Annotated in this window: 18 protein-coding genes and 1 pseudogene; 7 read left to right on the top strand and 12 right to left on the bottom strand. The window is 59.0% G+C overall.

Annotated features, from left to right (window positions below; all coding sequences use genetic code 11):
• Positions 1-13: 13 nt before the first annotated feature.
• The 6 genes from mnhG to PH562_RS14020 are packed head-to-tail and all read right to left on the bottom strand — an operon-like array spanning position 14 to position 6,014.
• Positions 14-397 (bottom strand): monovalent cation/H(+) antiporter subunit G, encoded by a 384-nt coding sequence (gene mnhG, locus PH562_RS14045; protein WP_113228633.1) that lies wholly within the window; start codon positions 395-397, stop codon positions 14-16.
• On the bottom strand, positions 394-675 hold the full coding sequence (locus tag PH562_RS14040; RefSeq protein WP_015342766.1) for a K+/H+ antiporter subunit F: 282 nt from the start codon (positions 673-675) through the stop codon (positions 394-396). Before PH562_RS14040 ends, mnhG begins: the two co-directional genes overlap by 4 nt.
• Positions 672-1,148 (bottom strand): Na+/H+ antiporter subunit E, encoded by a 477-nt coding sequence (locus PH562_RS14035; protein WP_285173710.1) that lies wholly within the window; start codon positions 1,146-1,148, stop codon positions 672-674. The genes PH562_RS14040 and PH562_RS14035 overlap by 4 nt, the downstream gene beginning before the upstream one ends.
• Entirely contained in the window at positions 1,148-2,758 is a 1,611-nt protein-coding gene (locus PH562_RS14030) for a monovalent cation/H+ antiporter subunit D (RefSeq protein WP_285173709.1), read from the bottom strand. The genes PH562_RS14035 and PH562_RS14030 overlap by 1 nt, the downstream gene beginning before the upstream one ends.
• A complete protein-coding gene (locus PH562_RS14025; protein ID WP_015342763.1) occupies positions 2,755-3,093 on the bottom strand; it encodes a Na+/H+ antiporter subunit C in 339 nt (112 codons plus the stop codon). Before PH562_RS14025 ends, PH562_RS14030 begins: the two co-directional genes overlap by 4 nt.
• Positions 3,093-6,014 carry a monovalent cation/H+ antiporter subunit A gene (locus PH562_RS14020; protein ID WP_350223775.1) on the bottom strand — a complete coding sequence of 974 codons (2,922 nt, stop codon included), beginning with the start codon at positions 6,012-6,014 and terminating at the stop codon, positions 3,093-3,095. The genes PH562_RS14025 and PH562_RS14020 overlap by 1 nt, the downstream gene beginning before the upstream one ends.
• Positions 6,015-6,092: 78 nt before the next feature.
• On the opposite strand from PH562_RS14020, the pseudogene PH562_RS14015 reads away from it, so the two are divergent.
• Positions 6,093-6,377, top strand: a pseudogene (locus PH562_RS14015) (helix-turn-helix transcriptional regulator); the annotation flags it as partial.
• Between the two features lie 321 nt (positions 6,378-6,698).
• Positions 6,699-7,256 (top strand): cytochrome b, encoded by a 558-nt coding sequence (locus PH562_RS14010; RefSeq protein WP_285173708.1) that lies wholly within the window; start codon positions 6,699-6,701, stop codon positions 7,254-7,256.
• A gap of 251 nt (positions 7,257-7,507) precedes the next feature.
• Here PH562_RS14010 and PH562_RS14005 read toward each other — a convergent pair whose 3' ends face one another.
• A complete protein-coding gene (locus PH562_RS14005) occupies positions 7,508-7,894 on the bottom strand; it encodes a VOC family protein (RefSeq protein ID WP_285173707.1) in 387 nt (128 codons plus the stop codon).
• Between the two features lie 125 nt (positions 7,895-8,019).
• On the opposite strand from PH562_RS14005, the gene PH562_RS14000 reads away from it, so the two are divergent.
• The 3 genes from PH562_RS14000 to PH562_RS13990 all read left to right on the top strand — a co-directional run bounded on the left by PH562_RS14000 (position 8,020) and on the right by PH562_RS13990 (position 10,417).
• Positions 8,020-8,520, top strand: a complete 501-nt coding sequence (locus tag PH562_RS14000) for an NUDIX hydrolase (protein WP_285173706.1) — start codon at positions 8,020-8,022, stop codon at positions 8,518-8,520.
• 106 nt (positions 8,521-8,626) lie between these two features.
• Positions 8,627-9,142, top strand: coding sequence for a P-loop NTPase family protein (locus PH562_RS13995; RefSeq protein WP_285173705.1), 516 nt, complete (start codon positions 8,627-8,629; stop codon positions 9,140-9,142).
• Positions 9,143-9,370: 228 nt separating this feature from the next.
• The gene (locus PH562_RS13990; protein ID WP_285173704.1) at positions 9,371-10,417 is read left to right on the top strand and encodes an isopenicillin N synthase family dioxygenase; all 1,047 of its coding nucleotides are present in this window, start codon (positions 9,371-9,373) and stop codon (positions 10,415-10,417) included.
• 62 nt (positions 10,418-10,479) lie between these two features.
• Here PH562_RS13990 and PH562_RS13985 read toward each other — a convergent pair whose 3' ends face one another.
• Both PH562_RS13985 and PH562_RS13980 read right to left on the bottom strand, forming a co-directional pair.
• Positions 10,480-10,800 (bottom strand): 2Fe-2S iron-sulfur cluster-binding protein, encoded by a 321-nt coding sequence (locus PH562_RS13985; RefSeq protein ID WP_285173703.1) that lies wholly within the window; start codon positions 10,798-10,800, stop codon positions 10,480-10,482.
• Positions 10,801-10,829: 29 nt separating this feature from the next.
• Positions 10,830-12,062, bottom strand: coding sequence for a cytochrome P450 (locus tag PH562_RS13980; protein ID WP_285173702.1), 1,233 nt, complete (start codon positions 12,060-12,062; stop codon positions 10,830-10,832).
• Between the two features lie 123 nt (positions 12,063-12,185).
• Between PH562_RS13980 and PH562_RS13975 the strand changes: the two genes are divergently transcribed.
• Complete coding sequence (locus PH562_RS13975; RefSeq protein ID WP_285173701.1) at positions 12,186-13,067, top strand: AraC family transcriptional regulator; 882 nt, start codon at positions 12,186-12,188, stop codon at positions 13,065-13,067.
• Positions 13,068-13,216: 149 nt separating this feature from the next.
• Positions 13,217-14,143: a cation diffusion facilitator family transporter gene (locus PH562_RS13970; RefSeq protein ID WP_285173700.1), complete on the top strand. Its 927-nt coding sequence runs from the start codon at positions 13,217-13,219 to the stop codon at positions 14,141-14,143.
• Positions 14,144-14,267: 124 nt separating this feature from the next.
• Here the strand turns inward: PH562_RS13970 and PH562_RS13965 are convergent, their stop codons facing one another.
• From PH562_RS13965 to phnF, 3 genes are all read right to left on the bottom strand, one after another.
• Positions 14,268-15,407, bottom strand: coding sequence for an acyltransferase family protein (locus PH562_RS13965; RefSeq protein ID WP_285173699.1), 1,140 nt, complete (start codon positions 15,405-15,407; stop codon positions 14,268-14,270).
• Positions 15,408-15,549: 142 nt separating this feature from the next.
• Positions 15,550-16,386, bottom strand: coding sequence for a class I SAM-dependent methyltransferase (locus PH562_RS13960; protein WP_285173698.1), 837 nt, complete (start codon positions 16,384-16,386; stop codon positions 15,550-15,552).
• 101 nt (positions 16,387-16,487) lie between these two features.
• Positions 16,488-17,246, bottom strand: coding sequence for a phosphonate metabolism transcriptional regulator PhnF (gene phnF / locus PH562_RS13955; RefSeq protein WP_112721829.1), 759 nt, complete (start codon positions 17,244-17,246; stop codon positions 16,488-16,490).
• Between the last annotated feature and the right edge of the window lie 208 nt (positions 17,247-17,454).

Raw genomic sequence — 17,454 nt, 5'->3', positions numbered from 1 at the left:
GGCGGATTGAACGTTACGAGAGGCGCCCCTCGGTCGATGTCTCCTGAGGCGATTGCTTAGGCGGAACATTGCCGTTCTGCTCGGCGCGATCGCGGTGCAGCGCCGCGCGGGCGAGCAGCATGAAGGTGATCGGCGTCGTCACCGTGATGAAAATACCGATCAGCAGTTCATGAATGACGAGGGACCGCGTCGCAGTCGAAAAGAAGATCATCGACGCGATCATGATTGCCCCGATGCCGCCGCTCGTTCCCAATGTCGGCGCATGGATGCGCTCGTAGAATGTTCCAAGCCTCAGAAAACCGATGGCGCCGATGAGCGTCAGGAAAGCGCCGATTACGAGAAGCCCACCGACGGGGATAGCGGCCCACAGAGGTATGTTTTCGAACGGCGTGCTCATTCGATCACCTCTCCGCGCATCAGGAATTTCGCCAATGCAACGGTTGCAACGAAGCCCAGCATGCCGATGACGAGCGCCGCCTCGAAATAAACGACACGACCTGTGCCTATGCCGAAGGTCAACAACAACAGCATCGCATTCACATAAAGCGTGTCGAGTGCAATGATGCGATCCTGGGCGCGCGGGCCGCGAAACATGCGAATGGAGGCGATCGCCATCGCGGCCACGATCATCATCTGCGCAATCGTAACGGATATCTGGATGATCGTGGCGCTCATGCGAAAATCTCCATCAGCAGGTTTTCATAGCGGTTGGCGACCGTTTGTCGCCATTGCGCCTCGTTTTCGAGATCGAGCACATGCAGCAGCACGGTATTGTCGTTGGAATCATATTCCAGCCACGCAGATCCCGGCGTGCTGGTCAGGATAACCGCAAGCAGCGCCAGCGGGATCTGATCCCGCACCCTGAGCTCGAGGACAACGAAGCCCGGCGTCGTCTTGCGCGAGCGCCCTCTCAGGATGATCCAAGCCACCTGTACATTCGATTTCACCACATCGAAAACGACCCGGAAGAAGAGTTTGGGCAGCAAATACCATTTCCGCAGCCGCGGCTTTTCAGGCCGTAGCGATGCCATGCCCCAGGAGGCGAAAACGGCGACGATGATGCCGAGGATAAGCTGGCCAAGCGTGAAGCCGTTCAGCAGCAGCCACATCAGGATCAGGCTCAGCGCGAGGAACGGATAAGGCAGCATCACAGGCCTCCCGTCTTTGCGGGCGCGACCACGGCATTGCGGACTGCATCGACATAGAGATTGGGATCGCTGAGCGTGCGGATGGTCGCATCCATATATTGCATGACGGGGCCGGCCCAGATGGTCAGTGCCAGCGTCAATGCGAGCAGGCCCATGACGGGGAATATCTCGATGACGAGTACGCGGGGAACCGTGCCCTCCAGCGAGCTCCAGAATGTGCGTATGCCGGCCCGCGTCATCGCAATCAGGGCGGCAATTCCGGAGAGAATGACCAGCAGGATCAGTGTCCAGACGGCGGCGCTCGGCGGAATGCCGATCGCGCCGGTTCCCATCATGGCGGAAAGCATGGCAAACTTGGAGACGAAGCCGGAAAGAGGCGGCAGGCCTGCCAGCAGGATGCCGCAGGCGGCAAAGCAGATGCCGAGCATTGCCATGGTGCCGGGCATGGTCACGCCGTCGCCTTCTGCCGGTTCCTTCTCCTCGGCATCGCCATAGGCCTCCATCGTGACAGCGAGAACGCTGGCGCCGGCATCCTGGCCGCGCTCCACGAGCTCGATCAGCATGAAGAAGGCGCTGATCGTCAGTGTCGAGCTGACGAGATACATCAGCGCGCCGGACGAGATGGAGCCGTCATTGATACCGATTACCATCAGCAACGTGCCGGATGAGACCAGCACCGAGAAGCCGGCAAGCCGGCCAAGCGCCTGCGACGCCAACACACCGACCGTTCCGAAGATCAGCGTTGCCATGCCGCCATAGAGAAGCACGGTCGCACCGAAGCCCGCGGAGGGGCCGGCGCTGAACAGCAGCATGGTCAGCCGCAGGATGACGTAAATGCCAAGCTTGCTGAGGATCGCGAATATGCCCGCAACCGGCGCGGAAGCCGCACTATAGGCCGTCGGCAGCCAGAAGCAGAGCGGCCACATGCCAGCCTTGATGAGGAATGCGATGCCGAGCACGCCGGCGCCCGCCTGCATCAGCATGCGGCGATCTGCCGACATTTCCGGGATGCGCATGGCAAGATCCGCCATGTTCAGTGTCCCCGCCGTGCCGTAGATCAGGCTGACGCCGATCAGGAAGAGCAGCGCCGCGGCCAGATTGACGGCGATATAGTGCATGCCCGCCTTGACGCGGAGCGGCCCCGAACCGTGCAGCAGCAGTCCGTAGGACGCAGCCAGCATGACCTCGAAGAACACGAACAAATTGAAGAGATCGCCCGTCAGGAACGCACCATTGACCCCCATCAGCAGCAGCTGGAACATAGTGTGAAAATGCGCGCCGACCGCGTGCCAGCGCGCCAGCGAGAATATCAGCGCGGCCACGGCAACGATGGATGTCAGCAGCAGCATGAGCGCCGATAATCCGTCAAGCACGAGCACGATGCCGAAAGGCGCGCTCCAGTTTCCGAGGAGATAGACGCGCTCTAGCCCCGGCGATCCGCCTTCCGCACGGAAGAGCGCAAATGCAATGCCCATCAACAGGAGCGCTGCCGCCAGACTGATGAGTGCCTTCAGCGTGCGCGAGCGCTCATCGATGAATACGAGCAGCGCACCCGCGATAAGCGGAACGAGGATCGGCGCGATGATGAGATGGTGCCACCAGCCCGTCATTTCCGGTCACTCCGTCCATCCACATGGTCCGTACCGGTCAGGCCGCGCGAGGCGAGCAGTACGACCAGGAACAGAGCCGTGGTGGCAAAGCCGATAACGATCGCAGTCAGCACTAGAGCCTGCGGCACCGGATCTGCCAAGGCGTGCGTTGCCGTGCCATCGCCAAGCAGCGGCGGCACATTCGTCTTCACACCGCCGACGCCGAAAATGAAGAGATTGACCGCATAGGAAAGCAAGGACAGGCCGATGATGACCTGATAGGTGCGCGGACGCAGAATCAGCCAGACCCCGCAAGCCGTCATTACACCGATTGCAATGGACAAGATGAGTTCCATCAGTCCCCCTTTGCCTTGTCGGCATCGAGCGCACGCAGGCGGTTTATACGGATCGACTGGTGCGCAAGCGCGACGAGGATCAAAACAGTGGAGCCGACGACCAACAGGAAAACGCCGAGATCGAAGAGCAGCGCGCTTGCCGCCGGAACCTTGCCGAGCAACGGCAGGTCCAGATACTGGAAATGCGAGGTGAGGAATGGATAGCCGAAGAACCAGGCGCCGATGCCCGTTGCTGTCGCGATCAGAATCCCGGCGCCCATCCACCGCAGCGGCAGGATGCGGATGCGATCCTCCGCCCAACGCGTACCGCCGGCCAGATATTGCAGCAGGAAGGCGATCGAGAGCGTCAAGCCGGCCGAGAAGCCGCCCCCTGGCGCATCATGCCCCCGCATGAAGATATAGACCGACAGGGCGATCACGAAGGGGAACATCCACTGCATGATGACGGAGGGCACCAGCAGATAATCGCGCACGGTATCGCCGGCCGAACGCTCCGGCCGTTCCTCGTCGAAACGGTTCTGTATCCGCTGCTGTTCCGGCATCTCCATGCTGTCGGGCGCAGGGCGGAAACGACGCAGCAGCGCATAGACGGTCAAGGCGACGACGCCAAGGACGGCGATTTCGCCAAGCGTATCGAAGCCACGGAAATCGACCAGGATGACGTTGACGACATTACGCCCGCCGCCCTTCGAATAGGCATTTTCCAGGAAGTAATTCGCGATGGCGTCAGGCACCGGCATGGTCATGACGGCATAGGAAATGAACATCATGCCGACGCCGCAGATGACGGCGAGCGCCAGATCGCGGAAGCGTCGGAAGCGGGCGCGCAAATTCACCGTATCGTCAATCCCTTCCGTTCGCTTCGGCAGCCAACGCAAGCCCAGCAGGATGAGCACCGTCGTGACGATCTCGACGAGAAGCTGGGTAATCGCAAGATCTGGTGCCGACAGCCAGATGAACGTCATGCAGACGATCAATCCGACCCCGCCCAGCATCACCAAGGCAACAAGCCGATGATATTTGGCAAAGAGGGCAGTGCCGATCGCCAGGCAAATCCCGATCGCCCAAATGGAGGCAAAGACCGGATCGGCGCCTGAAAAGGCAAAATGCTTCGCCTCGAAGCCCGACAGATAGAGCGGCAGCAGGCCGGCTGCAAACCCTGTCACGACGACCCAGCGAAGCTGCGGCTGCAGCTTGCGCGTGCCGATCCGCTTTTCGGCTATTCGCGCCCAGTGCCAGGAAACCTCGACCAGGACCCGCTCGAAGATGCGCTGCCCCTTCAGGCGGCGGAAGAGGGGCGGACCGTCGTCACATCGCGACAGATAATCCTTACAGGCGAAATAGAACACCGTGCCGCCAACCAATGCGACGATGCTCATGATAACAGGCAGATTGAAGCCGTGCCAGAGCGAGAGACTGTATTGCGGCGTATCGGCGTTGAGAACGCTGACGACAGCCGCATGCAGGAAAGGCGCCACCGAAAGCGCCGGAACGATACCGACGACCAGGCATACCACGACCAGAAACTCGATCGGGAAGCGCATCCAGCGCGGTGGTTCATGCGGCTTGGCGATCGGCAGATCGGTCGGCGCCGGACCGAAAAATACCGTTTGAATGAAACGCAGCGAATAGGCGACGCTGAAGGCGCTTGCGAGCGTCGCCACATAGGGAAGCATGCGATCGAGGATGGAATCGGCATGAGTTTCGACCGCTTCGGCGAAGAACATTTCCTTCGATAGAAAGCCATTGAGCAGCGGAACACCGGCCATGGCGGCACTCGCGACGATCGCAAGCGCCCCCGTGAACGGCATATAGCGGAACAGACCGCTCAGACGGCGCATGTCACGCGTGCCGGTCTCGTGATCGATGATGCCGGCCGCCATGAACAGCGACGCCTTGAACGTCGCATGGTTCAGCATGTGGAAGATGGCGGCAACCGTCGCAAGCGGACTGCCGAGGCTGAGCAGGGTGGTGATGAGACCGAGATGGCTGATCGTCGAATAGGCAAGCAGCCCTTTGAGATCCTGCTGGAACATTGCGAAATAGGCGCCGAGCAGCAGCGTGATGATGCCGGCGGCCCCGACGATGTAGAACCACTCGTTGGTGCCGGCGAGAACCGGCCAGAAGCGCGCCAGCAGGAAGACACCGGCCTTCACCAGCGTGGCGGAATGCAGATAGGCGGAGACGGGCGTCGGCGCGGCCATTGCGTTCGGAAGCCAGAAATGGAAGGGAAACTGCGCGCTCTTCGTCAACGCACCGAGCAGGATGAGTATCAGCGCAGGCAGATAGAGGGGATGATTGCGGATGATATCGCCGGACGCGAGGATCTTGTCCAGATCGTAGCTGCCGACGATATGGCCGAGCAGGATCAGCCCGATCAGCAGGCAGAACCCGCCAATCCCGGTGATCGTCAGCGCCATGCGGGCGCCGTCACGGGCCGCGGCGGTGTTGTGCCAATAGCTGATCAGCAGGAAGGAGAAGATGCTGGTCAGCTCCCAGAATATCGAGAGCAGAATGACATTGCCCGACAGCACGATGCCGAGCATCGCCCCCATGAAGGCGAGCAGGAAGGAGAAGAAGCGGGGAACCGGGTCCTCTTCCGACATGTAGTAGCGGGCATAGACGATGACGAGAAAGCCGATGGCGGTGATGACGAGCGAAAACAGCCAGGCAAAACCATCCAGTCTGAGGCTGAAATCAAGCCCGAGCTGCGGCAGCCATTCTATACTATAACGGACGACGCCGCCGTCCTTGACGGCAGGATAAAAGCTTGCGGAAATCAACAGCGCCAGAAATGTGACAGCCCCGGCGATCTGGGCCGGGCCACGCCGCGACTGCGTGCGCAAGAGGCATACGGAAAGAAGACTTCCGATAAACGGCAGAGCCAAAAGTGCTAGAATAAAAAGAGGCTCGCCAGTTATCCCAAAACGTCATTCCTTCGCTTGGCCGGATCACGCCAGACTGCCACGACAGCAAAACCCCTAGAAATCCGGTATATTATGTCCTATATGATAGATATCGCCCAATATGGGCAGCTTCGAACCCTGCGTCAAGGTAAGATGGCGATGATTTTGACACCAGCGCTCTGCCGGGCAGCCCGCGGCTTCCTCGACTGGACGCAGATGGATCTTGCCGACCGCTCCGGCGTGTCGCGCAGCACGATCCGCGACTATGAAGGTAACCGCCATAGCCTGCATCGGGCAACGGAGGCGCAGTTGCGTCTGGCGCTCGAGGCCGGAGGAATCGCCTTCTTCCGGATCGAAGGACATGAGATCGGCATTTGTACGAAGGCCCTTGTCGCCGAAACGCCAGCGCAGACGCATACGGAAAGCTGCGAGATTCTTTCCAGCGCCGGCGAAAGAAACCGGACACCTCCTAAACCGGAACAATAGGGCCGGATAGAGCGGGGCGCGGCCGACACAACTTCCGGCCATAAAGTCGCTTTTACAAACCGGAATGAAGCCTCCGGCTGGCACCCGACGTCAGATCGCCGGTGGTCGATAAATATCCGCTCGCGAGAAGGTGAACGGAAAGGCCCTCAATTCAGCCATATTCCAACCGATTACCGCATCCGCGCCGTACCCCCAAGACGACCGGAGAAACCCATGTCCGACACGACAACAATCACAGACACGCCCATTACCCGCTACCGATCGTCGCAACGGCTCCTGCATTGGCTCATGGCCATCGTCATCATTGCAGCGCTCGTCATCGGCCTTTATTGTTCCTACCTCACACCGGGCATACCGCTGCGTCGCGCACTCCTCGACGTACACAAGTCCCTCGGCATGACGGCGCTTTTCCTCATCGCCATCCGCCTGCCGCTCAGGCTTTCGCTGGGTGAACCTGCTTACCAACGGCCGCTTGGCGCCTTCAATCACCATGCCGCCCGCGGCGCGCATATGCTGCTCTACATCTTGATGATCCTGATGCCGCTTGCAGGCTACACCACATCCGCTGCCGGCGGCCATGACCTGCCATGGTTCGGCCTCTTCCAATGGCCCAATCTGCTGCCGCTCGATAAGGGCCTGGAAAGAACAGCCGCCGAGATTCACGAGTATGGCGCCTATTGCCTGTATGCCGTCGTCAGCCTGCATATCCTGGCAGCGCTCTGGCACCATTTCGTCCGCAAGGATGATGTCCTGAAGAGAATGTTGTTCTGATCCGATTCTTTATAACGCAAAGAATGCTCCACCGTTGCAGCGGATGGCTCAGATATGCGCTGTCCGGCAGCGCGCGCGATGACGTTGATCTGGGCGATAAGCATGAAATCCGTTTCACGATGATGTGATGTGTCAAACAGCAATCCGTGCGACGCAGATCATACATTATCTTGAGACTGCCGATAGCCTCTCCAAATAAGACCGCGATCGCACTCCCATTCTCCGCCGCTTCAAGTTAACGGCAGCAAGAATCAATGGGCCGCCATGTCCAGTTGCGGTTCACCGATCTCCACCGCATGACCGTCGGGATCATAGAAGCGGAATACCCGCTGCCCCCACTCCTGCTTTTCGACGGGATGAATGAGATTGACATGCGGCGCTATCGCCTCGAAGGCGGCATCCACGTCCTCATGTTCGAAATAGAGAAGGATGTTTCGCCGCCCATAGGGTTCGGATGCTCCGCTGCTTTTCCTCCAGACCGTTTGCTCCAGCGATTTTCCATCATGAATCGCAAAGCCGGTTTCAAACAGCACGAAGCTGCCGAAGTCTTTCAATATCTTGAGGCCCAGCAGCTCACCGTAGAATGCCTTCGAACGCTCGATATCGCTGACGAAAGGAATTGGATTTACGAAACGCATCGCCAGGACCTGCTCGGTGAGGAGGAAACGAAAAACAACCTTCAAACTGCTTCACTATATCTGAGAACCGGATGCTGGTATCTGGCAAATGATTTCCATCTCGTCTCGCAATCGGAGGGTCGTCCATGGCAGACGCACGAATCATGGTTGTCATGGACTCGGGAGAATCCCGTTTTCAATTGCGCGCCGGCGCATTGATCCGCCATGGTGGACATATCCTCGTTCACCGTGCGCTCACAGATAACTTCTGGTCTTTGCCCGGCGGCCGGGTGGAGTTTCATGAGGCAGGCGCCGAGACACTTGCCCGCGAGATCGAAGAGGAAATCGGCTGCAAGGCGACCATCGGCCCCTTGCGCTTCATTATCGAGAATTTCTTCGAATATGCCGGACGACGTGTTCACGAACTCGGCTTCTACTATGAGGCGGAGCTGCTGCAGCCATTTCCATTTCACGAAACGGAAATCGTGCATCGGGTGAAGGACGGCAGTGCCGACCTCGAATTTCGCTGGGCACCTTCCACGCTGATCGGGCTAGACCGGTTCGACCTGGTGCCAACCCCCATACGCAACCTCATCATCACCAATCCCGCTGGCATTCAGCATTTCGTGCGGCGCGACGCAGCCTGACTCTCCGATCGTCTGCATCAATTGCAACAACATGGGAATAGCTTCATAAAGGCTCCGGCATCTTTTCCAGGTTTCCGATAGGCTCGAATCGTCAGGTCATCATCCAATGTCGCGCATCGCCATTTTGGGAAATGCAGGCGGTGGGAAATCCACCCTCGCCCGCAAATTAAGCGAGCGCCACGCGATTCCCCATTTCGAGATCGACAGGCTGCTTTGGCAGGAAGGCTGGATTCCCGCAGCGATCGAAACTTATGTCGAGCAGCATGAACGGATCCTATCCGGTGAGAATTGGGTCATCGATGGCCTGGGGCACAAGAATTCGATCCCGGCGCGGGTAGATCGCGCGACCGAGATCATCCTCATCGATATGCCGCTGTGGATGCATTTCTGGCTTGCAGCAGACCGGCAAATCGCCTGGCAGTCGGGCAAGCTCGAAAACACGCCCGGCGGACTTTCGGCCATGCCGCCGACGCGAGATCTGTTCCGAACCATATGGGAAATCGAGCAAGACTGGATGCCCTGCATCCGCCGCCTGTGCGGGGAAGCACAAAATTCCGGCAAGGCGCTGACACGGATAGGCAGTGTCGATGAGCTGGATGCGTTTACTCAGAAATCGATGTGAACTGCGAATTCAAGGACTATTCGGGTAAGCGGCAGTCGCAAGAATGACGACTGTAAAAACCATTCCAAAAGCTCAGCGATCTTTGAGATTATCTTCTTTGCCTTAGTGTCGAAGGGCTTCTAGCCTTGCCTCAACCCATAAGGGCGATTTGCGTCACCACGGCACAGAACAGGCAGGCGATGGCATCATGGCCCGAGAACAAAGACGAGCTTGAAAGAGGAAACCTCATTGACCTCCCATAACGCGCCGACCGGCTCCGACATATCGCTTCCAACGCTTGACCTGTCGCGCCTTTATGCTTCGCCGGCAGAGCATCAGGCCTTTATCGCCGAGCTCCGCACGGTGCTTTACGATCATGGCTTCTTCTATCTGGCGGGGCACGGCGTCGATCCCAGACTGATTGCCGACGTGCTGGCCACGGCCAAGCGTTTCTTCGCGCTGCCCATGGAAGAAAAGCTCAAGATCGAGATGGTCAAGTCGCCGCATTTCCGCGGCTACAATCGCGCCGGCCAGGAGCGTACCCGCGGCGAACAGGATTGGCGCGAGCAGCTCGACATCAACACCGAAAGCACCCCCTTCGAGATCGGCCCGGATACGCCCGCTTGGCGCCGCCTGCAGGGACCGAACCAATGGCCGGGGGCATTGCCGGAACTCAAGCCTCTGCTGCTTGCCTATCAGGCCGAAGTGACGCGCATCGGCATCGACGTGCTGAAGGCGATCGCCGCGGCCCTCGGCCAGCCGGAGAATGTCTTTGCCGATATTTACGAGCCGCAGGCCTCGCAGCTTCTGAAGATCATCCGCTATCCCGGCCGCGACGTTGCCGAAACGGATCAGGGCGTCGGTGCCCACAAGGACGGCGGCTTCGTCACCGTGCTGCTCCAGGATACCACGCCCGGCCTGCGCGTGCGCACGGAAGACGGCGTCTGGATCGACGCGCCGCCGGTGCCGGGCACCTTCGTCATCAATACCGGCGAATTGCTCGAGCTTGCGACGAATGGCTTCGTGCGCGCCGACGTGCATGACGTCATCGCACCGCCTGCCGGCGTCGAACGTTTCTCCGTCGCCTTCTTCCTGGGTTCGCGGCCGGATGCGACGATCCCCGTCATCGAGTTGCCTGAAGAGCTGAAGCGATCGGAGCGCGGCATCTCTGTCGATCCCCTGAACCCGATCTTCCGTGAGGTCGGCCAGAACCAGCTGAAGAGCCGGCTGCGCTCCCACCCGGATGTCGCCCGCGCCCACTATGCCGATCTCCTGGCATCGGAACAGTCGGTTTAGGCCGGATACCGTCAGGATTGGGCGAGGTCGCTACATCGGTCGCCTCGTCTTGAGGCTCATCCCTATTGCTGGCTATCGGGCACGATCACCCGCATGCCGTCGACGACGCTGCTCGCAAGAATCTGACAGCTCAAGCGGCTGTTCGGTAACGGCTCCATGACGAATTCGATCATCATTGCTTCCTCTTCGGAAGGCGACGGCAAACGATCGAAATGGGGCTGCTCGATATAGCAGTGACAGGTGCCGCAGGCCAAGGCGCCGCCGCATTGCGCCACGATGCCGTCGATACCGCTCCTGACAGCCACAGCCATCAAGGTCTCGCCCTCCTGCGCCTTAACGCGCGTCTCGCGACCAGCGGAATCGATGAACACGATTTCACACATTGCATTCTCCATATTTTCGGCAAATCCACTCACGCGGCAATGAGACGAACGTCCAGACGTTTCGGACCGCGCACCGAGAGGCCGCGCTTATAGGCGGGACTGTCGTCCAGCAATTCGATCGCGCGGGTGCGGCGCAGGAGAGTCGAGAAGATGATCTCCATGTCCAGCCGCGCGAGATGATTGCCGAGACAGAAATGCGCGCCGCCGCCGAAAGCCAGATGGCGGTTGGGTGTGCGCTCGACATTGAACACATCGGGTGAGTCAAATTGCTCCGGATCACGATTGGCCGCGCCGTAGAGCAGGCCGATCTTCGTGCCCTTCGGCAGTGGCGTGCCCGCAATCGTCTTTTCCTCCGTCAGATAGCGATGGAAGAATGGCAGCGGGGACTCGAAGCGGAACATTTCTTGGATGGCAGTCGGCATCACGGCCTGGGTTTCCCGCAGCTTGTGCAGAGCATCGGGATATTGCATCAAAGCATGCATGCCGCTACCCAGCACATCGATGGTCGAGCCATGTCCGGCCATCAGGATCAGCATGCAGGTGGAGACGAGCTCGTCTTCGGTCAGCTCGCCTGCAACATGCGCCTCGGTTAACCGACAGAGAAGATCGTCGCGTGGATTGCGCACGCGCTCGGCGATGAGTTCCTTGAGGAGTTCGTAGAATTCCGTCGTCGCGCGTTCGGCTATCGCCTTGCGCTCGGCGCTGCGATCGACATCGAAATATTGCACGACCTCTTCCGACCATTTGCGCAGCTGCCCGGCATATTCTTCCGGCACGCCCAGCACGGAGCCGATGATGTGGCCCGGAACCTGCGAGGCGAGATCTTCGACAAAATCGATCGTGCCCGCTTGCAGGAGACGGTCGAGCAGGCGGTCGACGAAATCCTGTATCATGCCGCGCTGACGCGCAACGAGTGCCGGGGTAAATTCACGGAACACTTTGCGGCGCAGCCGGTCATGGGTTTCGCCATCGGAATCCAGGAGGCTGAATTGCACGAAACGCGAATGGTTCGGCATGTCGTGCCAATTCTGCCGAACCTTCTGTTCCTGTATCTCCTCCGGGGAAAGAAAGAATTCGAGCGAGCGCACGAGCGTCTTGTCGGCGGCGGCAATGGCCACATCCTGATAGCGCGACAACAGCCATATGTCGAAATGCTCGTAATAGACCGGACCGGGAGTGGCGCGCAGCTCACGGTAAGCGGCATAGGGATCGTCAGTGAACGCTTGCGAGAGCGGATCGAATGCTGGGGTTGCCGTCGGCATGATCAGGACCTTTGTCCATTCTAGCTTATCACCGTAGAATACAGCGGCGCGGAATGAAAAGACATGGATGCCAACCGCAGCCATATGGATAAAACTCTCATTCCCCAATAGGGTTAGGTCGCCATGACCGATAAAGCGACTTCACCAGCAACCCTCCCCCTTGACGACGTCTTCTTTCAGACTCCGGGAAAGTTGTCCCGCGTCTTTCCCTACACGCTTCTCGCGGCCGGACGGCGGATCTGCACGCCAGCGGAAATGCCGATCGCCCACCGCTTCAACCATCATACCCTGATCCTTACTCTCGGCGGAAAAGGCCTGTTGCAGGTCAACGGAGTCTCCAGCCTGCTGCATGAGGGGACAATCGCCTGGCTGGATTCCTCGATGCTGTATTCGCATCGGTGCGAGCCACGCCATGCGCACTGGTCCTATCTATGGGTGGGCTTCGTCGGATACGGGCTCGACGCCCTGTTTGACAGCCTAGATGTGGTCGCCAATCCGGTTTTCGACATGAAGGCTGTGCACAATCTACAAGGCGTGTTCGAGGGAATCCTCGACGAAGTGGAAGGAAGAGGCTTCTTTGCCGACAGCCAGTGCTTCGCCTTGCTCGCCCAGTTGATTTCTTCATTGGTATCGGAGCGGGCCCACAATGGCGACGCTGGCGGCGCCGTTCAGCGCCTACAGCGGGTCATGGAAGCGGTTCGAGCCGATCTGGCACGCACCTGGACGGTGGCAGAACTCGCACCGGCCGCTAATCTCAGCCAAGCACAACTGTTCCGCCGCTTCCGTCAGAGAACGGGAACGACGCCTATCGATTGGCTGCGGCACGAGCGCGTAAACGCCGCCAAGCGGCTGCTGGTGGTAACGGATGAGCAGATCGGCAAGATCGCCGCCAGATGCGGCTACCCCGATCCATTCCACTTTGCCCGTGACTTCAAGAAGCTCGTGGGCGTCACGCCGAGCGAGTTTAGACGCCAGGGCGAGAACGAGAGACCACGCCGATCCTGAGGTGATTGAGTGCCTCTCAGCTTACGCTTGAAGAGGTATTTCATGACAGAACCATCTCGATTGGCTTAGGACATATGACGCGATAGAAGTCTGGCGTGCATGCCAGATTATCCGAAGCGCACGCCGTGCCTTTAGCCGGGGACTAAGAAGTGACGACCGAACAAAGCGTTCTGCGCGTTTCCATCATCGTGACGTTCGTTCTGGCCGTCGCCGGTATCGTCTTCGGTATCCTCTCCGGCTCATATGCGATCGTCTTTGACGGCGTCTACGCGCTTACCGATGCGAGCATGACGATCGTGGCATTGATCGTTTCCAATCTGATCATATCGTCGGCGACGAACACGACGCCCGCCGGCAAATTCGCCAAGCATTTCACCATGGGCTTCTGGCACCTCGAGCCCATGGTGCTTGGCCTCAATGGCGTGCTTTTGACGGGAGCCGCGGTGTATGCCCTGATCAACGCCATCGGCAGCATCATGGCCGGCGGCCGTCATCTCTCTTTCGATCAAGCCATCATCTATGCGGTGCTGACCATGATCATCGCCTTCCTGATGGCAGCCTATGGCAACCGCGCAAACAAGACGCTCCGATCCAATTTTATCGCACTGGATGCCAAGGCCTGGATCATGACAGGCTGCCTGAGCGGCGCGCTGCTACTTGCCTTCGTCTTCGGCTTTTTCATTCAGGGAACGAACCTGCAATGGATATCACCCTATGTCGATCCGGTCGCTCTGGCTCTGGTCTGCCTCATCGTCATTCCCATACCGATCGGAACGATCAAGCAGGCATTCGCCGACATTCTTCTCGTGACGCCTGCGGGTCTTCGGGAACATGTCGATCGCGTCGCGACCGACATCGTTCGACGCTACGATTTCTTATCCTACCGCTCCTATGTCGCGCGGGTCGGCCGCGGCAAGCAGATCGAACTCTACTTCATCGTTCCGCCGGATGGACCGGCGAAGAAGCTGGAGGAATGGGACCATATCCGCGACGAAATCGGCGAAGCGATCGGCGACGAAGGTCCGGATCGTTGGCTGACGATCGCCTTTACGACCGATCCGGAATGGGCCGACTGAGCAGCCACTAACCCCGCCAATCCTTGAACACGCTGACCCGCGCTGCGACCCAGCTCGACACAATCGCCTCAGCCGCATTGAACCACGTCGATTATCTCCGCCAAAAGCAAACCGCCTGAAAGCGTCAGGCACTCTCGGTATCCGCCGTGGGGAGTGCCCCAGCCGATATCCGCTTGCGCCGTGCCGAGCCGAGCACGACGTCCTGCACACTGCGCGTAAGCGGCTTCTCGACACCTCTGAAGAGTGCCAGGGCAAGCAGGACAGCAGCGAGCGTCGAGAAGCCAGCGAACAGCCCAGGCGGAAGAGCTCCGCCGATCATTTGCGCCCAAATGGCTCGCATGGGCCGCAGGATAAAAGGATGGGCGAGGTAAAGACTATAGGAGGCGTCTCCCAAAGCAGCGCTCCAGAGGACAGGCCTCCTGTGAGGCAAAGCGGGACCGATTGCCGCCGCAAGAACAAGCAGAGCTGCAGGCAAACCGCTTCGCAGGAATTGCGGCAAGGCTGCATCGTTCCAAAGTGTGGAGACATGAACGAAGCCAAGAAGCCCTATAGCCACGAGCCCGAATGCAATACCCTTGCCGATCCTTACGCCGCTGCGGAAAATCAGAGCAACATAGACGCCGAACAGGAACTCCAGAATGATCGGGCTTGTCCAGAATGCTATCTGAACATGGCTGGGGTCGACGAGATTTCCGACGAGCGCCATGCCGACCATGAGCGCCGACAGCCAGACGATCCCCAGCCTTATCGGCAAAAGGAGCGCCAGTGCGAAGAGCACATAGAACAGCATCTCGTAATTTAGTGTCCAGCCAAGCGCAAGCACCGGCCTGATCTCCCCCACGCCACGTCCGGACGGGATGAAGAAATAAGAGGCGAGAACATGGGATATGGAGCCGACGGGAACGACGAGCAGCGAGGGTGCCGCGAGCGCGCCAAGCAGCATGATACTCGTCAATAGCCAATAAAGGGGGACGACGCGGGCGCAACGCCGCAGAAAGAAATGCAGCGGAGCGCCGCTCCTGCCGAACTCGGATGCCGCGGTGTGGGTCATGATGAAGCCGGAAAGAACGAAGAAGATGTCGACGCCGAAACCGAGATTCCAGGCGGAGCCATCGACCGCTACACTTCCTGTCGCTGTTGCCAGGATCTCTGCTTCGTGCAAGGCATGGGCGAGGACCACGGAGGAGGCTGCGAGAGCGCGCAGCACCTGAAGGCTCACGAGCATATGAGCGGATTTGCCGGCATTGCTGCCCGCATCTCGCACCTCAGGTATTTCCTTATAAAACCCCACCGGAAAGCTCAGCGAATATTGCCCTTGATCTCCATTTGGTATCCAAGACAATATAACAACTCGTCGCCGCATGCATAATTCGGCAATCGCGCTTTAAATTATAGTTATTCTTCAGTTAATCTTTCAGAGGTTCAGCGGGATGAGCCGTCGCCAGGATGATATGCGCCTGAATTTTGGCAGCAACTTCGCCGCTACCGTGTCTCGCTTCGATCGCGGCAGCGGCATAGTCGGTTGCAGCCCGCAGCTTCCCCGCTTCTCTAGCCTCGATTTCGTTGCGAAGCAGAGTTCCCTGACAATAAGCGACGGCCGGAAGGCGCGGCGAGGATGCCCGGCTTTGCTCCGCTCTCGTTTCAATCACAATTTCGGAGAAACCCGCGCTCTCGAGATCGCCGCGAATCCGATCCACATCGTAATAGCCATGCGGAGTGCGCGCCAGAAAGCGCGGCGGATCCTCCGGAAAAATCCGGGCAAGCGCGTTCGTGACGTCATCCGCGAATATGTTCTCTTCGATGCGATCCCAGACGTTGAACAGGAAATATCCACCGGGCTTCAGAACGCGCTTTGCCTCGCGATAGGCTGCGATGCGGTCCGGAAAAAACATGGCGCCGAACTGGCAAAAGACGAGATCGAAGGACGCATTTTCAAAGGGCAACGACTGGGCATCCGCCTGCCGCCATGTGATGCGGTGGTCGGGAGACTGCCGCGAAGCGGCGTAATCGAGCATCGGCTGGTTGAGGTCGGTGACGACATAGCTTGCGCCGGAGGATAGTTTCGGCGTCAATGCGCGGGTGACAACGCCGGTGCCTGCAGCGATTTCCAACACTGTGCCAGGCCGCAATGACGCTGCTCGTTGGGCAATATCTGCCGCGTAAGGCTCGAAAATCAACGGCACCATATGGCGGTCGTAGTTTTCCGGAATCGAGCCAGCGAATACCTTGTCTGCCTCCAACATCGCATCACCCGCTGCGCGCCTGATAAGGCCCAATATTAGCATATCGCGGCAGACGCGTCATTCAGGCTCTGATGAGACCTAATCGCGCGGAACCAGTCCGTTCAGCCCGTGTCACCGCGGGCAAGCACGTCCAGAAGCTGGCTAGTGTTGTCGATAGAGAACTGCACGCGCTCACCCGGCCAGACCGATTCCGAATAGGAAATCGGCGTGCCTTTGAGATCGACGTCCACCTTTCTCGACACAGCCACCGGCTGAGACATGGACTGGCAGAGCTGCTTCGCCTCCTCGCTTGTCGGGAGACGAACGACAATATCCGTGCGCAGGCGGATATAGTCCGGGATGCCGTACTCAGCCAGAATAACGGTGACGCTGCGCCCACTGCGCCGCGCCTCATCGAAACCCGGAAAGCGGCGCACGGGATAATAGGCATGCGAATAGTTGATCGGCTCCTCGTCAGCGAAGCCTCGCCTCACGATATGGTAGACCGGCTCGCCAAGGGGAAGCCGCAAGGCTTCGGCGATCAGTTCTGAGGCCGGAACAACTTCTTCATGGATGGCCTGGCCGAGCGGCTCCCTGCCCTGATCGAGCAGGTTCTGGGAGAAGCGCGTACGTTCGGACAGGCGGTAATCAAGGCGGCTATCCCTGACAAAGGTTCCGCGCCCCTGCTCGACCAGCACGAGCCCCCGGCTTTCAAGACGGGAAATGGCGCGCCGTATGGTGTGTCGTCCGACGCCGAAACGTTCCATCAGGTCGGATTCCGTCGGAAGCTGCGCCTTCGGTGACAGGCGACCGGTCAGGATATCCTCCGCAATATCGCTTTCGACCTGTTGCCATTGCCCGTGCAGCAATTTCTTCTCCATGCCTGCCTTCCGATTTCAACCATGTCATTCGAATGTCATATATCGGCTACAGCATCAATTTTCAATCTGTGCCTGATATCGGAAATCCAACAAACGGCGGCCAAAGTCAATTTCGCCATCGGACTTTAGCGCTTAGCCATATTTTCCTTCATATAGGTGTCACTCGCCATCGTTAGTAAATATCCGAATGTTTTATTAATCATTCGGA

The sequence above is a fragment of the Rhizobium centroccidentale genome (assembly GCF_030182565.1).
Taxonomy (GTDB): domain Bacteria; phylum Pseudomonadota; class Alphaproteobacteria; order Rhizobiales; family Rhizobiaceae; genus Rhizobium.
This window is presented reverse-complemented; position numbering and strand designations above follow the sequence as displayed.

Excerpts from the sequence above, each read along its gene's own strand:
- mnhG (WP_113228633.1), bottom strand. The coding sequence starts at position 397 with ATGAGCACGCCGTTCGAAAACATACCTCTGTGGGCCGCTATCCCCGTC.
- PH562_RS14040 (WP_015342766.1), bottom strand. The coding sequence starts at position 675 with ATGAGCGCCACGATCATCCAGATATCCGTTACGATTGCGCAGATGATG.
- PH562_RS14035 (WP_285173710.1), bottom strand. The coding sequence starts at position 1,148 with ATGCTGCCTTATCCGTTCCTCGCGCTGAGCCTGATCCTGATGTGGCTG.
- PH562_RS14030 (WP_285173709.1), bottom strand. The coding sequence starts at position 2,758 with ATGACGGGCTGGTGGCACCATCTCATCATCGCGCCGATCCTCGTTCCG.
- PH562_RS14025 (WP_015342763.1), bottom strand. The coding sequence starts at position 3,093 with ATGGAACTCATCTTGTCCATTGCAATCGGTGTAATGACGGCTTGCGGG.
- PH562_RS14010 (WP_285173708.1), top strand. The coding sequence starts at position 6,699 with ATGTCCGACACGACAACAATCACAGACACGCCCATTACCCGCTACCGA.
- PH562_RS14005 (WP_285173707.1), bottom strand. The coding sequence starts at position 7,894 with ATGCGTTTCGTAAATCCAATTCCTTTCGTCAGCGATATCGAGCGTTCG.
- PH562_RS14000 (WP_285173706.1), top strand. The coding sequence starts at position 8,020 with ATGGCAGACGCACGAATCATGGTTGTCATGGACTCGGGAGAATCCCGT.
- PH562_RS13995 (WP_285173705.1), top strand. The coding sequence starts at position 8,627 with ATGTCGCGCATCGCCATTTTGGGAAATGCAGGCGGTGGGAAATCCACC.
- PH562_RS13985 (WP_285173703.1), bottom strand. The coding sequence starts at position 10,800 with ATGTGTGAAATCGTGTTCATCGATTCCGCTGGTCGCGAGACGCGCGTT.
- PH562_RS13980 (WP_285173702.1), bottom strand. The coding sequence starts at position 12,062 with ATGCCGACGGCAACCCCAGCATTCGATCCGCTCTCGCAAGCGTTCACT.
- PH562_RS13975 (WP_285173701.1), top strand. The coding sequence starts at position 12,186 with ATGACCGATAAAGCGACTTCACCAGCAACCCTCCCCCTTGACGACGTC.
- PH562_RS13960 (WP_285173698.1), bottom strand. The coding sequence starts at position 16,386 with ATGTTGGAGGCAGACAAGGTATTCGCTGGCTCGATTCCGGAAAACTAC.
- phnF (WP_112721829.1), bottom strand. The coding sequence starts at position 17,246 with ATGGAGAAGAAATTGCTGCACGGGCAATGGCAACAGGTCGAAAGCGAT.